Origin of the sequence: Gordonia sp. BP-119 (genome assembly GCF_016924115.1) — a bacterium.
Taxonomy (GTDB): domain Bacteria; phylum Actinomycetota; class Actinomycetes; order Mycobacteriales; family Mycobacteriaceae; genus Gordonia; species Gordonia hongkongensis.
Window position 1 is genome coordinate 65,374 of record NZ_JAFFZF010000001.1, and the last position, 16,470, is coordinate 81,843.

Annotated in this window: 5 protein-coding genes; 3 read left to right on the plus strand and 2 right to left on the minus strand. The window is 68.7% G+C overall.

Annotated features, from left to right (window positions below; translation table 11 throughout):
* Positions 1-130: 130 nt before the first annotated feature.
* The 3 genes from fadD32 to JW364_RS00315 all read left to right on the plus strand — a co-directional run bounded on the left by fadD32 (position 131) and on the right by JW364_RS00315 (position 9,104).
* Positions 131-2,032 (plus strand): long-chain-fatty-acid--AMP ligase FadD32, encoded by a 1,902-nt coding sequence (fadD32, locus tag JW364_RS00305; protein WP_065631249.1) that lies wholly within the window; start codon positions 131-133, stop codon positions 2,030-2,032.
* A gap of 116 nt (positions 2,033-2,148) precedes the next feature.
* Entirely contained in the window at positions 2,149-7,503 is a 5,355-nt protein-coding gene (gene pks13, locus JW364_RS00310; RefSeq protein WP_205333296.1) for a polyketide synthase Pks13, read from the plus strand.
* A gap of 50 nt (positions 7,504-7,553) precedes the next feature.
* The gene (locus tag JW364_RS00315) at positions 7,554-9,104 is read left to right on the plus strand and encodes an acyl-CoA carboxylase subunit beta (protein WP_058250940.1); all 1,551 of its coding nucleotides are present in this window, start codon (positions 7,554-7,556) and stop codon (positions 9,102-9,104) included.
* Between the two features lie 224 nt (positions 9,105-9,328).
* Here the strand turns inward: JW364_RS00315 and JW364_RS00320 are convergent, their stop codons facing one another.
* Together JW364_RS00320 and JW364_RS00325 are read right to left on the minus strand one after the other, a co-directional pair.
* Positions 9,329-12,811, minus strand: a complete 3,483-nt coding sequence (locus JW364_RS00320) for an arabinosyltransferase domain-containing protein (RefSeq protein WP_165629197.1) — start codon at positions 12,809-12,811, stop codon at positions 9,329-9,331.
* Complete coding sequence (locus tag JW364_RS00325) at positions 12,804-16,214, minus strand: arabinosyltransferase domain-containing protein (protein WP_205333295.1); 3,411 nt, start codon at positions 16,212-16,214, stop codon at positions 12,804-12,806. Before JW364_RS00325 ends, JW364_RS00320 begins: the two co-directional genes overlap by 8 nt.
* Positions 16,215-16,470 lie beyond the last annotated feature (256 nt).

Genomic DNA, 16,470 nt, shown 5'->3' on the forward strand with positions numbered 1-16,470 from the left:
GGACGTGCGCTACCGTATCCCGCGGTCGGCACAGGACGTGGACAGCAGGACTGCGTGGTGGTGTCGTCAAGACCTCGCCGGAGAACTGCGCCCGCGTGGGGGAGTCCACGAGGGGGCACAGGAGTAATGAATGCTGAGTACTGAACTCGAAGACTTTCTCGATGAGACCGGGAACATCTCTTTCACCGAGGAAGCGACACTGGTCGACTATGTCGAGCAGAACGTCCGCGAACAGGCCGACACACTGGCCTACCGGTTCATCGACTACAGCCGCGAACGCGATGGCGAGCCCCAGGATCTGACGTGGGCGCAGTTCGGCAAGCGACTCCGCGCCGTTGCAGCACGTCTGCAGCAGGTCACCAAGCCGGGCGACCGCGTGGCGATCCTCGCGCCGCAGTCGCTGGAGTACGTGATCGGGTTCTTCGCGGCGCTCTACGCCAGCAACGTCGCCGTCCCGCTGTTCTCTCCGGACGAGCCCGGACACACCGACCGACTGCACGCGGTCCTCGACGACTGCAAGCCGACCGCGATCCTCACCTCGACGAAGTCCGCCGAGGCGGTGCGTGACTTCTTCGCGCCGCTGCCGGCCAAGGAGCGTCCGCGCGTCATCGCCGTCGACGCCGTCCCGGATTCGGTCGGGTCGAGCTGGGTGGCACCGGTCGCCGGTCAGGACCACAACAAGGACACCGTCGCCTACCTGCAGTACACCTCGGGTTCGACGCGCGTCCCGGCCGGTGTGGAGATCACCTATCAGGCGGTCGCCGCGAACGTGCTGCAGATCTCCGACACCATCGGGATCGATCGCAAGGCCCGCGGCGTCACCTGGCTGCCGATGTTCCACGACATGGGTCTGCTCACCGTGATCCTGCCCGCGCTCGGCGGCCGCTACATCACGATCATGAGCCCGCAGGCATTCGTGCGCCGTCCCGGTCGCTGGATCAAGGAGCTCGCCGCCGCCGCCGACGGCGCGGAGACCTTCGCCGCGGCTCCCAACTTCGCCTTCGAGCACGCCGCCGCGCGCGGTCTGCCGAAGGAGGGCGAGGAGCTCGACCTCTCCAACGTCATCGGTCTGATCAACGGGTCGGAGCCGGTCACGGTCAGCTCGATGAAGAAGTTCAACGAGGCGTTCGCGCCGTACGGGCTGCCGAAGACGGCGATCAAGCCCTGTTACGGCATGGCCGAGGCCACGCTGTTCGTGTCCGCGACGCAGCGCGAGAACGAGGCGAAGGTCGTCTATGTCGACCGCGACGACCTCAACGCCGGCAGTTTCACCCTCGTCGAGTCCGACGCGCCCAACGCGGTCGCGCAGGTGTCGTGTGGTCAGGTCGCGGTGAGCCAGTGGGCCACCATCGTCGACACCGAGACGGCGACCGAACAGCCCGACGGCCATGTCGGGGAGATCTGGTTGCACGGTCTGAACATCGGCGCCGGCTACTGGAACAAGCCGGAGGAGACCGAGGAGACATTCCACAACAAGCTGGTCACCCCGCTCCCGGAGAACAGTCACGCCGAGGGTGCGCCCGCGGACGCGATCTGGATGCGCACCGGCGACTTCGGGGTCTGGCTCGACGGTGAGCTCTACATCACCGGGCGAGTCAAGGACCTGGTGATCGTCGACGGCCGCAACCACTACCCGCAGGACCTCGAGTACAGCGCGCAGGAAGCCAGCGACGCGCTGCGCCCCGGCTTCGTCGCCGCGTTCTCGGTGCCGGCCAATCAGTTGCCGGGCGAGGTGTTCGAGTTCGCCGGCAGCGGCTTGAAGCCCGACACCGACGACGCGTCCGAGCAGTTGGTCATCGTCGCCGAGCGCGGACCCGGCCGCAAGGCCGACCCGCAGGAGGTCGCCGACACCGTGCGTGCCGCGGTGGCCCAGCGTCATGGCGTGATGGTCCGTGACGTCCTGCTGGTCCCGGCCGGCTCGATCCCGCGCACGTCGTCGGGCAAGATCGCGCGGCGCGCGACCCGTGCGGCCTACATCGACGGCAGTCTCCGGGGCGGCTACAAGCAGACGGCGTTCCCGGACGCCGAGTAGCGAATCTGCGGACCCGGGCGGGGTGAGTGCGTCGAGTTGCCGCGCCCGGACACCCCGCGGGCTGATAATGCACCCGGCACCAGTTCAGGTGCCCCGAGATCAGTAGTCTGGAAGCGATGTCTGAACTGAATACCGACGAGGCCCGCAGTATCGATTCCGCCGCGGCCGGCACCGACGGCGAGACCGCCGGTGACCTCACTGTCGACCAGCTTCGTGATTGGCTGCGCGAGTGGGTGTCACAGGCGACCGGGCTCCCCGTCGAGCAGATCGCCGTCGACCGTCCCATGGAGGAGCTCGGTCTCTCGTCCCGCGACGCCGTGGCGCTCGCCGCCGACGTCGAGGACAAGACCGGGGTGATCCTCACCGCGACGGTCGTCTACAACCATCCGACGATCGCCACGCTCGCGCAGCGCATCATCGAGGGCGACCCCGACGAGGGCGCCGACGGCGACGCGGACACCTTCTGGCGGCGCGAGCGCACCGCGGACGACGACATCGCGATCGTCGGGCTGTCGACCCGGTTCCCGAAGTCGGGCACGACGCCCGAGTCGACGTGGGACGCGCTCATCGCCGGCGTCGACGGTGTCTCGGACCTGCCCGCGGATCGGTGGTCGGAGTTCCGGTCCGATCCCCGGCTCGTCGAGATCCTCGACGCGGCCAACACCAAGGGCGGCTACCTCGACGACGTCCGCACCTTCGACGCCGACTTCTTCCAGATGAGCCCGCGCGAGGTCGAGATGGTCGACCCGCAGCAGCGTCTCGCGCTCGAGCTGACCTGGGAGGCACTCGAGCACGCGCACATCCCGCCGAGCGATCTCAAGGGCGCTCCGGTCGGTGTGTTCATCGGCTCCTCCACGAACGACTACCAGCTGCTGGCGACCCTCGGCCTGAGCGAGGGCGCCGAGGACACCGCCGCGTATGCGCTGACCGGCACCTCCACCGCGATCGTCGCGAACCGGGTGTCCTACTTCTACGACTTCCGCGGACCGTCGATCGCCCTCGACACCGCGTGCTCGTCGTCGCTGGTGGCCGTCCATCAGGCCGTCCGCAGCCTGCGGACCGGCGAATCCGACCTCGCGCTGGCCGGCGGCGTCAACATGATCATCAACCCGGCGGCGACGCTCGGTTTCGACAAGATCGGCGCCCAGGCGGCGGACGGACACGTGAAGGCGTTCTCCGCCGACGCGGACGGATTCATCCGCGCCGAGGGCGGCGGACTGTTCGTCCTGAAGCGACTGTCCGACGCGCGTCGTGACGGCGACGACGTCCTCGCGGTCATCGCGGGCTCGGCGGTCAACAGCGACGGTCGCTCGAACGGCCTGCCGGCCCCGAACCCCGAGGCGCAGGTCGACGTCCTGCGGGACGCCTATGCCGACGCCGCGATCGATCCGCGCACCGTCGACTACGTGGAGGCCCACGGCACCGGGACCATCCTCGGCGATCCCATCGAGGCCGACGCCCTGGGCCGCGTGGTCGGTCGCGGACGCCTCCCCGGCTCGCCGATGCTGCTCGGGTCGGTCAAGACGAACTACGGCCACATGGAGTCGGCCGCGGGCGCGGGTGCGCTGGCCAAGGTCGTCCTCGCGATGCAGCACGGCACCATCCCGGCGTCGCTGAACTACAGCGGCCCCAACCCGTACATCCAGTTCGACGCCAACAATCTCAAGGTCATCCCGGAGGCCACCGAGTGGCCGCGCTATTCCGGTCATGCCGTCGCCGGTGTCTCCGGATTCGGTTTCGGCGGCACCAACGCGCACGTCGTCGTCCGCGAGGTGCGGCCCGAGGATCTCGCGCCGGAGTCCGCGCCCGCAGGCGATGCGGGCGCATCCGAGTTGCCGGCGTCGGCGTCGCTGCCGGGAGAGCCTGACCGTTCCCCGCTGGTTGAGCCTGTCGAAACCGATGATGAGTTCCTCACCGAGGCCGAGCGCGCCGTGCTCGCCGCGCAGGCGAAGAACATCGATCCGGTGATCGAGGAGACCGCGCCGGATCCGGCCGCCGGATTCGCCCCGTGCGCGGTCGAGGGTTCGGTTGTGCCGCTGGTCATCTCGGGCTTCCTGCCATCGCGTCGGCGCAAGACCGCCGCGGACCTGCTCGAGTGGCTCGAGTCCGACGAGGGACGGTCGACGCCGCTCGCCGACATCGGCCGCGCGCTGGCACACCGCAACCACGGACGCTCGCGCGCCGTCGTCATGGCCCGTACGCACGACGACGCGATCACCGGTGTCCGCGCGGTGGCCGAGGGCAAGAGCAATCCGCTTGTCTACTCGTCGGATTCGCCCGACGCCGCGTCCGCGGTCTGGCTGCTCTCCGGCTTCGGTTCGCAGCACCGCAAGATGGCCAAGCAGCTCTACACCGAGAACCCGATCTTCGCCAAGTACGTCGACCGGGTCGACGAGCTGGTGCAGAACGAGCTCGGGTACTCGATCGCGGAGATGTTCGTCGACGACGAGCAGACCTACGGCATCGAGCAGAGCCAGGTCGGCATCTACACGATCCAGGTCGCGCTCGCCGACACCCTGCGGCACCACGGCGCCGAACCCGGTGTGCTCGTGCCGCATTCGATGGGCGAGGCCTCGGCCGCGTACATCAGCGGCGGCCTCTCGCTGGAGGACGCGACCAGGGTGATCTGCCAGCGCTCGCGCCTGATGGGCGAGGGCGAGTCGATGCTCCAGGGCGACGACATCCGCCTGATGGCGCTCGTCGAGTACAGCGCCGAGGACATCACCGACGTCCTCACCGACTACCCCGACCTCGAGATCTGCGTCTACGCCGCTCCGACGCACACCGTCATCGGCGGACCGGAGTCGCAGGTCGACGCCATCGTCGAGCGTGCCGAGAAGGAGGGCAAGCTCGGACGCAAACTGGCTACCAAGGGTGCGAGTCACACCTCGCAGATGGACCCCCTGCTGGGTGAACTGGCCTACGAGCTCACCGGTATCACGCCGCTGCGGCCCACCACCGGGTTCTACAGCTCGGTCGACCGCGAGGTCTTCTACCGCGCCGGCCACGAGCCCGTCCACACGATCGACTACTTCACCAAGGGCCTGCGCCACAGCGTGTGGTTCAGCCAGGCGATCGCGAAGTCGGTCGAGAACGGCCACCGCACCTTCCTGGAGCTCTCGCCGAACCCGGCCGTCCTGATCTCCGTTGCCGCGGTGACCTTCTCGGCTGGGCTGCACGACGCCGAGCTCATCGAGACGCTGCGGCGTAAGGAGGACGAGAGCTACGGACTCGTCAACGCGCTGATGAAGCTCTACGTGCACGGACATCCGGTCGACGTCGCGTCGCTGTTCGGTCGCGGTGGTCACGCGGCCATTCCGCGTACCCGCTTCGAGCGCAAAGAGTTCTGGCTCACCGCGAAGATCTCCTCGGGCGGCTCGGCCGGCACGGTCCCGGGATCGCACGTGGCACTGCCCGACGGCCGTCACGCCTGGGAGGTCAGCGCGGCCGCGGTCACCGATCCGCGTGAACTGGTGCGTGCCGCGGCGGCCCAGGTCCTGGCGAATGCGGCTGTCGGGGCGTCGGTCGCGCACGGCGCCATCCCGGCATCGGGAACCCTCACGACGACGCTGAGCCCGCATCCCGGCGGTGCGGCGGTGACCGTGCACGCCAAGGCGGACAAGAACTTTCAGCTGCTGTTCGAGGCGGCGGTGACCGGTGACCTCGACGACACCGCAGGTGAGGTCACGGCCGCGCCGGCAGCCCCGAAACGGTCCGGTGCCGAGGTGTTCGCCGATGACACGGTGGTCGTCGAGGACGACGTCGTCGACGACATCGGCAACCGATGGAGTCCCGAATCCGGTGAGACGGTGGGTGATCGGCTCGCAATCATCGTCGGCGAGTCCATGGGCTACGACCCCGAGGACCTGCCGCGCGAGATCCCGCTGATCGAGCTCGGTCTCGACTCCCTGATGGCGGTGCGGATCAAGAACCGCGTCGAGTACGAGTTCGACATCCCGCAGCTGCAACTGCAGGCGATGCGCCAGGCGAACCTCGCCGACGTCGAGAAGTTCGTCGACTTCGCGGTGACGCATCGCGATCAGCTCGACGATCTCGCCCAGAATGCCGCCGGCGGTGGCGAACTCGACACCGCGGCGCTCAATGCCTACATCGACGAGCAGAACGCCGGCGGTGGTGAGTCGGCAGCCTCCGCACCGGCCGGTCAGTCCGACGAGCCCGGCGAGCAGTCGCCGGAGCCGAAGCGGCACATTGCCGAGGATCTGGCCGACGTCGAGCAGGCGGTCGCGAACTCGCCCGAACCGGAGGTGTCGTCACGCGAGGAGGCGGTCGAGGAGTCGGCCGCTCCCGCGGCAACCCCGAAGCCGGCCACCGACATCACCTCGCAGCGGGCCGTCGCCGAGGCGGCCGGCTCGGACGTGCCGCCGCGGGATGCCGCCGAGCGATTGACCTTCGGCACGTACGCGGTGGTCACCAAGGCCTCGGCCGGCGGCATCTTCAACAAGCTGCCGGTGCTGTCGGAGGACGTGGCCCAGCAGCTCACCGATCGCCTCAACGAGCGTACCGGCGGGGATCTCGACGTCGAGGACATCCTCGACTCCGAGACGATCGAGGAGATGTCGAACTACGTGCGCGAGCATCTCGATGCCGGCGCGTCGACCGACGGGTTCCTGCGCTACCTGCGCCTCGTCCCGGACGGCAAGAAGGTCTATGACCCGTCCGCCGGCGATCCTACGCCGATCCTGCTGTTCCATCCCGCGGGCGGGAACACCTCCGCCTACGAGGCGCTGCTGAAGCGTCTGCCGGCGGACCGGCCCGTCATCGGCTTCGACCGTGGAGTCGAGGGATCGATCGAAGACCGTGTGCGCGAATACCTTCCGCGCCTGCGTGAGCTGCAGCCGAACGGCCCGTACGTGCTGGTCGGCTGGTCCTTCGGCGGTGCGCTCGCCTATGGCGTCGCGCAACTCCTGCGTGAGGCCGGGGAAGAAGTTGCCTTCGTGGGCCTCATCGACGTGGTGCGCCCTCGCGCGGACATGACCGAGACGCCGGACAGCAAGCGGGCGCGGCTCGAGCGCTGGAAGGAGTTCGCGATCCGCAACTACGACCTCGACCCCGATGTACCGATCCCGATGGATCGGCTCGTCGAGGCCGACGACGAGGGGCAGTTCGCGATCATCATGGAGATGATGTCGATGTCGGGCACCAAGATCCCCGGCGGCATCATCGAACACCAGCGGACCTCGTTCATCGAGAACCGCGTGCTGAGCAGCATCGCGCCGGAACCCTACGACGGCAAGGTCGTGCTGTACCGGGCCGACAAGATGCACGCCGGCGCCGTCGAACTCGAACCGCAGTGGGCCGAGATAGACGAAGACGGCCGCTGGGGTGAGGTCGTCGACGACCTGGAGATCATCCACGTCGGCGGTGACCACCTCTCGATCGTCGACGAGCCGTACATCGCCAAGATCGGCAACGACCTGGCCGCGCGGGTCGGACGGCTCGATGAGCAGTAGCGGCACGGCTGCTCATCGTCAATCAGTGGTCGCGTAGAAAGTGAGACACCGTGGCTGACACCACCGCAGGCAAGCTCGCCGACCTCCGTCAGAAGTTGGAGGCCGCTCGCGAGCCGGGAGGCGAGAAGGCGCTCGCGAAACGCGCGGCGAAGGGGATCTGTTCTCCGCGTGAGCGTCTGAGCATGCTCTTCGATCCCGGGACCTTCGTCGAGATCGGTGCGCTGGCGAAGATGCCGGGTGCGGCCGAGAGTGGTTACGGCGACGGCGTGGTCACCGGACACGGGCTGGTGCACGGGCGCCCGGTGGCGGCGTTCTCCCACGACCAGTCGGTCTTCGGCGGAACCGTCGGTGAGATGTTCGGCCGCAAGGTCGCCTCGCTGATGGAGTGGGCGGGCAAGATCGGCTGCCCGATGGTCGGTATCAACGACTCGGCCGGCGCGCGGATTCAGGACGCCGTCACCTCACTCGCGTGGTACGCCGAGATGGGTCGCCGCAACGATCTGCTCTCCGGTCTCGCGCCGCAGATCTCGGTGATCCTGGGCAAGTGCGCCGGCGGCGCGGTCTACACCCCCGCCAACACCGACATCCTGGTGGCCGTCGAGGACAAGTCGTACATGTTCGTGACCGGACCCGATGTGCTGAAACAGGTGAACGGCGAGGAGATCTCGGCCGAGGACCTCGGCAGCGCGCACAATCAGGCGCGGTGGGGCAACATCCATCACGTCGCCCCCGACGAGAAGTCCGCGTTCGACTGGGTCCGTGAGTACCTGCAGTACATGCCGTCGAGTGCCTACGAGCGGCCGCCCGTCGTCAACCCGGGTCTCGAGCCGGAGATCACCGAGTCCGATCTGTCGCTCAACGACTTCATGCCCGACAACGACAACGCCGGGTACGACATGCACGACATCATCATCAAGCTGTTCGACGACGGCGCCTTTCACGAGGTGGGAGAGTTGTTCGCGCCCAACATCATCACCGGGTACGCACGGGTCGACGGCCGGTCGGTGGGTGTGGTCGCCAATCAGCCGAGCGTGATGTCGGGTGTGCTCGACACCGACTCGTCGGAGAAGGCGACGCGTTTCGTGCGCATCTGCAACGCCTTCAGCATCCCGTTGGTGTTCCTGGTGGACACCCCGGGCATCCTCCCGGGTCTCGCGGAGGAGCAGAAGGGCACCATCCGACGCTCCGGCCGCTTCCTGTACGCCTACGTCGAAGCCGATGTCCCCAAGGTGACCGTCGTGCTGCGCAAGGCTTACGGCGGCGCCTACGCGGTGATGGGCAGCAAGCATCTCGGTGCCGACGTCAACTTCGCCTGGCCGACAGCGAAGATCGCGGTGATGGGCGCCGAGTCGGCGGCCGCGGTGCTGACCCGACGCCAGACCGAAGGTCTCTCGGCCGCCGAGGCGGACAAGATCCGCCGCGAGTTCATCGACTTCTACAACACGATGATGGCCACCCCTTACCTCGCCGCCGAGCGTGGCTACGTCGACGCGGTCATCGAACCCGCCGAGACCCGGTTGCAGCTCCGCAAGGCGTTGGCGCAGTTGCGCGACAAGGAGGTCCTCAAGACCCCGCGCAAGCACTTCCTGATGCCGATCTAGCGACGGGCCTCGCTCCGCTCTGAGGTGCGAGCGCTACCTGTACCTCCTCCGCTCCCAATCAGAGAGGATCACAGCCCCCCTGCTCCCTGAGGAGCGAGCTTGCGAGCGTCACGAAGGGTCCTGGTGACTCGGGTCGCGAAGACCCTTCGTGACGCGCCCTCCGCAAGCTCCGGGCGCTCCTCAGGGAGCAGAGGGCGTGGTAGTGGCGCGGGTAGCAGGACTGCTCAGTTCTTCACCGCCCGCATGGGTCCCGGGGTCCAGAGTCCGTGGTGGGTGTCGGTGGTGATGGTCAATTCGGCGTCGGTCTGCGGGAGGATCGGGGTCAGGCTCTGAAGCATGCCCCAATCCTTGGCCCAGTCGTTGCGCAGGTACGACGGGTACACGCGCGGCCGCAACTCGTTCTCGATGATGCCGAGCGGGCCACCGGAGTCGCCGGCCATCCAGCGCTGGGAGTTGACCCGTTCGCCTTCGCGGTCCGGCGAGATCCGCCACTCCGGTGTCTCCAGAACCCCGTACTTCACCTGGGCGGGACGCTGACACGGGAAGGCGAGACCTGCCTCCCAGTCGATGAGCACCGGATCCTCGCTGCCCACCAGCGAATTCAGCGTCACCATCGACGAGACGCGTGGCGGGGTGACGGCCAGCCACTGGTCGCGCAGCGTCGAGGTGTCCTCGGCGAGAACGCGGACCACCGTCGCGCCCGGGGGCGCCTGGTCCATCGGGAAGCGCAGGTTGCGCCACTCGGGGGCACCACCGATGTCGAGCGGCACCATCTGACCGGCCGGTGCCACCGTGCCGTCCGGCGCGACGCGGCCGAACTGCAGTCGCACCCGCTGTCCGGGTCGGGTGACGGCGAGGTCGTCGATGTACTCGACCTGTCCCGCCACCGACATCGTGACGAGCGGTTGCTCGCCGGAGGAGTTGTCCGGCAACTGATACCAATCGGAGGTGAGGCGACCGGTGCCACTGGGGGAGTTGTAGGTGCCGAGGACCGGGGTCTCGCCCGGTGACAGACCGAACGGCAGCTTCACGGTCGACCCGTTGACGCCGGCCTGGGCGGTCCGCCCACCGCTGGTGTCGCTGGAACCGGTCGTGGTGTCGGTCTCGGCGCCGGTGCCGTCCTCGGTCGGATCGGACTGGGTGCGATCGACTTCCGCGGTCGAGGTGCCCGACGAGGACTCCTCGGCTTCCTCTTCGGTCTCCTCGGACAGGTCCGACGCCACCCCGTTGGGGTCGAACCCTTCCATCCCGGTTCCGGCCAGCGCGGCGCCCGGCGACGGGTTGTCCTGTCCCGCCACTCGCGCGGGTGACAGCAGTCCGGCGTTCGGATCGTCCTCCACCAGTACGGCGTCGGCGAGCGCGCACGGCTGTCCTTGGAGCGCGTTGACGTTCGAGCTCAGCCACGACCACGAATTGCGCTGCGTCCAGTCCGCTTTCGCGAATGACACCAGGGTGAACAGCAACATGATGGTCGACACGACGATGATCGACGGGCTGCGGAGTCGGGCGAACACCGACCGCGACGCACCGGTCCGGACGGCGTCGTCGACGTAGTCGTCGCGGAAATGCTGCCACAGACCGAGGGCGGTCAGCGCTACTGCCACCGCGAGGATCCCGGTCCAGAGCGGGATGCCCCGGACGTCGGGAACCGCGTCCCGCCAGGGGATTCCGTAGCTGCCGACGTACCACCACTGGTTGCGTCCGGAGAACGCGAGCGCCAGGACATATGCGCAGGCGGCGGCGAACAGGGTCCGGTTGCGGCGACGACGCATGATCGTGCGATCGGCGCAGGCGGTCGCCACTGCGGCGAGCGCGCCGCCGATCGCGGCGTACACACCGAGCTGGTGGGTCCACTTGGTCGGCAGGAATGCCATCAGCACGGCCGAGCCGGCGACCATGGCGACCAGACGCCACGTGGGTGCGGTGGCGATGCCGGGCAGGCGGCGCCGGTTGAGCAGCATCACCACGACCAGGACGAAGCAGGTGAACACGATGAGAATGCCGAAACGCCGGGCGATTCCGCCATCGGCGGTCGGATTCATCAGCATGTAGTAGCGCATCGGCTCTTCCCACCACTTGTTGGTGGGGCCGACCTGTCCGTTGACCGACACCGCTTCCAGGATCGGTGCCAGCGGCTGGTCGGCGAAGATCTCGAACATCACCGCGAGCCCGGCGGCGAGAATCGGGAGAAGCAACGGCCACAGACCGTCGCGCTTGCGGCGCACCGCGAGACGTTTGATGAGCGGCCGGATGCCGGCGATCAGGGCGATCGAGGCGATGACGCCGGTGGGATGGATGGTGAGGGTGAACGCCGCGGAGATGATGCCGATCGTCAGCGGGAAGAACCGGCCGGTGGCGATCGCGCGCTCGACGCACACCCAGGTGAAGATGGTGCCCAGCGCGATGAGCGGCTCGACGCGCAGTCCGTTGTTGTACGGCATCCACACCGCCAGGAAGACCAGGGCGGCAGCCCAGATCGCCGGCGTCGACTCGCGGACGGCCCGCCCGAGACGGGGGATCGCCGCCCGGCTGATCAACCACCACGACGCCATCGCGAACAGGAACGGCAACAATCGCAACCACGGCGTCGCGGTGCTGATCTCCATCCACGCCGACAGGTAGTGGTAGTGCCAGCCGAACGGATCCTGCGGGACACCGAAGTAGCGGTAGTAGTTGTCGAGATAACCGGCCTCGCCGGCGATCCGGCCGACCGTCACCTGGTATCCGTCGTCGGCGGTGTTGCCGCCGACGAACAACCAGATCAGCAGCACCAGGGTGACGACTCCGTCGACCGGGCGTACGCGCCACCAGCCCGCCGGGAAGATCTTGTGATGGCCGCGCGCGTCGCGGGCGTCGAGGACCGCCAGCGCGGCAAGGGAGAGGATCGTCGACGCGATGCCGAGGACCAGCAGCCAGAACTTGAGTGTCGTGGGCGTGGAGACGAACCGGGTGTCGATGGTCGACCGGAAGGAGAGTCCGTCGGTGCTGACGTCGGCCGGAAGGCTCGAGTACACACCGATGATCTGCGGCCGGGCGTTGGGATCCCGCAGATCGAAGGACCGGACAGCGCCGGCCTCATCGTCATTCGGCCCGCTCCCTCCGCTCCCGGCGCCGGCGGCGTTCTCCGGCAGACCCTGGATCGACCCCCGCGTGCCTTCGGTGTCGGATTCGACGACGATCCGACAGTCCGGCGCCGACTGTGCGGCCGCGCGAGGAGTGTTGAGCAGCACGACGTTTCGTTGCACGACCTGGAGCGAGTCAGCGGTGGCCCGGACGAAGAGGCCGACCTTGCCTGCCTCCGCGCCGCCTTCGGGCACCGTCGACAACAGCACTCCGCCGGACGCGGGCAAGGACGCGCCGAGTGCACACGGAACCGTGACGTCCATCGAGACCGGGACGAACGACACGTTCGGTGCGGCGACGTTCGCCACCGAACCCTGTTGCGGCCAGGTCAGTTCGGCCTTCGTGTAGTCGACCGGCAGGAACGGGCTGAGCAGTGCTAGCAGGATGCCCACGATGCCCGCGGCCATCGCGACGATACGCGCGGTGCCGGCGTGGCGTTCGGCGAAGCCCGGGCGGCGGTCACTCACGAATGACGCGGTGTCGGCGGGACTTCGGGAAGAAGTGTCGGTGTCTGCCACGTCTGCCTGGTTCTCTCCGGTGTGCCGCGTCGCCGGTTCGGCGTGCGAGTGGTCGGGGTCAGTCATCTTCGGGCACCACCCTGATCGGGCCGGGGCGCGACCATCCCCAGGTGGTCGACGTTCCCGTCTGCACCTCCGCGGGTCGCGCCTGCGGCACCAACGGGGTCAGGCGCTGCAGGTTGCCCCACTCGCGGTACCAGTCGTCGTCGAGGTAGGTGGCGAGGGTCGACGGCCGCGTGAGCGCCTCCACCGGCGCCAGCAGTCCGCCGTCCTCGGTGGCCATCCAGGTCTTGGACTGCGAGTTGGCGATCCACGACTCGGGCAGGATGCGCCACTGCGGGAGGTCGAAGACGCCGTGGTGGGCGGTCATCGGACGCTGGCACGGGAACACCGCGCCGGCGGCGAAGTCGATGAGCACGGGATCGGTGGAGCCGACGACGGTCTGGAGGGTCTGCAGCACCGGGGCCCGCGGCGGGGTGACCGCGAGCCACTGGTCCGGGTCGAGGTTGTTGTCCCGGGCGACGATCCGCATCACGGTCGCATCAGCGGGAACGCGGTCCATCGGGATGCGCAGGTTTCGCCACGGGCGGTTGGTCCGCTCGGGGTCGATCGGGATCGCGGGCGCGCCGACCTCCTCGAACTGTCCGTTGGCAGGAACATTCGGCCCGCTCGCTTCGCTCCCGGCGCCGGCTTCGGACTCCCTACCGAACTGAACCTCCAACGCCTGCCCGAAGTTCGGGACGCCGTCCCGGTCGAGCGTGAAAACCGCGCCGGCGGCGGTGATGACGATCAGCGGCGAGGAGTCGCGGGCGGGCAGGCGATACCAACCGGTGGTCAGAGTGGCCTGGCCGCTGTTGGTCTCGTGGCTGCCCAGCACGGGTGTGGTCGCCGGATCGAGACCGAACGGCAGTGCGGCAGTGCTGCCGTTGACGCCGCGAGGCCCGACGCCGCCGGTGGTTCCCGGGTTGCTGCCGTAGACGATGAACGTCTTCGACAGGTCCGCCGAGGTGTTCATCGCGCCGGGTTTCTGGGCTCCGGCCTGCGGCGTCAGATCGGGCTTCACCCCGTCGGGACGGAATCCCTGGGACTGACCCTGCAGCGTCGACGACGCCGTGCCGCCGTCCGCCGGCGTCAGCATGCCGCGATTGGGATCGGGTTCGACGAGCACGGAATCGGCCATCGCGCAGGTGTTTCCGCGCGCGGAGTCGAGATTGGCGGACAGCATCGTGAAGGTGTCCGCGCGGCTGGTCGCGGCCTTCGCGAACACCGCGAGTTCACTGACGACGATGAGGACGGCGATCACCGCGATCGGCGCGGAGGCGACCCCGATGCGCCAGCCGGCGGGCGCGGCACCGCGGTCATGGGCGAGGCCGGTCTCGTCGACGAAGTCCATCCGGAGGTGTTGCCAGATGGCGAACAGCAATGCCACCACCGCGAGCGCGAGGAGCACGGTCGACACCTGGATCCCGGCGACGACAGGTGCCTTGTCGAACCAGGCGATGCCGAAGTTGTAGGGCCACGGCCAGGCGTTCTTGCCCGCCGCTGCGGCCGCGCACGCCACCAGCAGCCCGGCGACCAGGATCGACAGGTTGCGGAGCGTGCGGCGCGCCGCCTGCCCGATCGCCACGCAGGCGACGGCGGCCAGCGCCGCGCCGAGGCCGGCGAAGATGCCGAACTGGATGGTCCACTTCGTCGGCGTGAACGACAGGAACAGGATCGTCAGCAGGGAGGCGCCCAGTGCGCGCCACACCGCACCCGGATCGAGGCCGTCGATCCGCTTGCGGCGCAACATGATCGCCAGGACGACGAACATGGACACGGCGAACAGGAGCACCGGGATGCGGCGGGCCAGGGCGCCGTCGGTGGTGTTCACCGCGAGGAAGTAGTAGCGCAGGAGTTCCTGATACCACGCCAGCGTCGGACCGACCGAGTAACGGATCCGCAGGGCCTCGAAGACGGTCGCGAGGGTCTGGTCGCGGAAGACGATGATGACGACCAGCGCCACACCCGCGAGAAGGGGGGCGAGCAGCGGCAGGAGCCCGTCTTCGGCGCGGCGTCGGACCAGGATGCGGAGCATGGGCCGGGCGCTCGCGATGAGCAGGGCGAGCGCGACGAGACCATGCGGGGCCAGGGCGAGCGTCAGCGCCGCGGTGAATGCGGCGATGACGGCCGGCAGCATCCGTCGCGTCGAGACCGTGACCTCCACCGCCCACCAGGTCGCCAGGGTGCCGAGGACGATGATTCCCTCGCTGCGCAGCCCCGAACACATCGGGAGCCAGAACGCGAGGAAGACCGCCGCGCCGGTGAGCATCGCCCACTGCGACCGCCGCACGGCGCCACCCAGGCGGGGCAGGAGAACTCGGCTGAGGATGAACCAGGCGGCCAGGCCCGCGAAAAGCGACGGGAGCCGCATCCACAGGCCGGTCGTCGAGATGGTCGACCAGTACGCCAGGAAGTTGTAGTACCAGTCGAACGGCGCTTCGGGGATGCCGTAGAAGCGGTAGTAGTTCGCGAGGTATCCGGCGTCGGCGGCGTTGCGCCCCATGTTGAGGATGTAACCGTCGTCGGGTGACCCCGCCCCGAGGAAGTGCCAGACCACCAGCGTCACCGTCACGCCGATGTCGGTGGGGCCGGGCCGCAGGACCCGGCGCCACCGGAGGCGCCGGCCGACTCGTCGGTGATAGCCGTGGATGCGGTCGAGGCGTCCGACGGCCACGAGCGCGACGATCGCGGCTCCGACACCGACGACCATCACCACCCACTTGAGGATCGACGGCGACGAGTCGAAGCGATCGTCGATCTCGAGGCGGACGTCGACACCCGGGGCGGCCCGGAGCTGTTCGGGCGTGAGGTCGGTGAAGATGCCGGCGATCTGCGGGTTCGACGCCGGTTCGGCGAGGCCGACGGCGCCGCCGCCCGCGATCGCCGGTCCCGGGGGCAGACCGACGAACTGCGCGCCGGTCGTCGTGGCGTCGGAGAAGATACGGAGTTCGGTACAACCGGCCAGCGCGTCCCGCGGCACCGAGGCGAGCGTCTTGTTGCGGTTGGCGACGGATACGCCGTTCGCGTCGGCGACGACGAACAGCCCGTTGTCCCGCGCATTCACCGCGGCCGCGGGCATCGTCGACAGCACGACGGTCGACGTGTCGGCGGGGGTCGTCGACAGCACGCGACACGGGATCGAGATGTCGACGTTCCGGGCGGTCTGCGCCACGAGCGGAGCCGTGACCGATGCCGAAGTGCCGGTCTGTTGTGGCCATGTGATCGACGCCGTCGAGGTGCTGACGGGCAGGAACGGGGTCAGGATGCCGGCGACGACGGCGATGAGCCCGGCGACCGCGGCGACGAGCGCGACGGTGCGGGACTGCGGTGCGCCGGACGCACGCTGGGCAGCAGCTCCAACGGTGGTGTCGGCGTTGCCAGCGGACACTTCAGGCGACTTCGGCACAGGCGCATCGTAGTCAGCCATGCTGTGACAAACCCAAATCCCCTGACCGGATAGCTCGACGTGGCCTGGGTGGCTTCGACACGGCTCCTCGCTGCGCTCGTCACCTGCTCAACCAGCGGGAGAGGCGAGGCCGCCGGATCCCCTCCTGCTGGCCGAGCAGCGTCGTCCGAGCGCAGCGAGGCAGCCGGCTCCCCGCCCGCTGGCCGAGCAGCGTCGTCCGAGTGCAGCGAGGCAGCCGGCTCCCCGCCTGCTGGCCGAGCAGCGTCGTCCGAGCGCA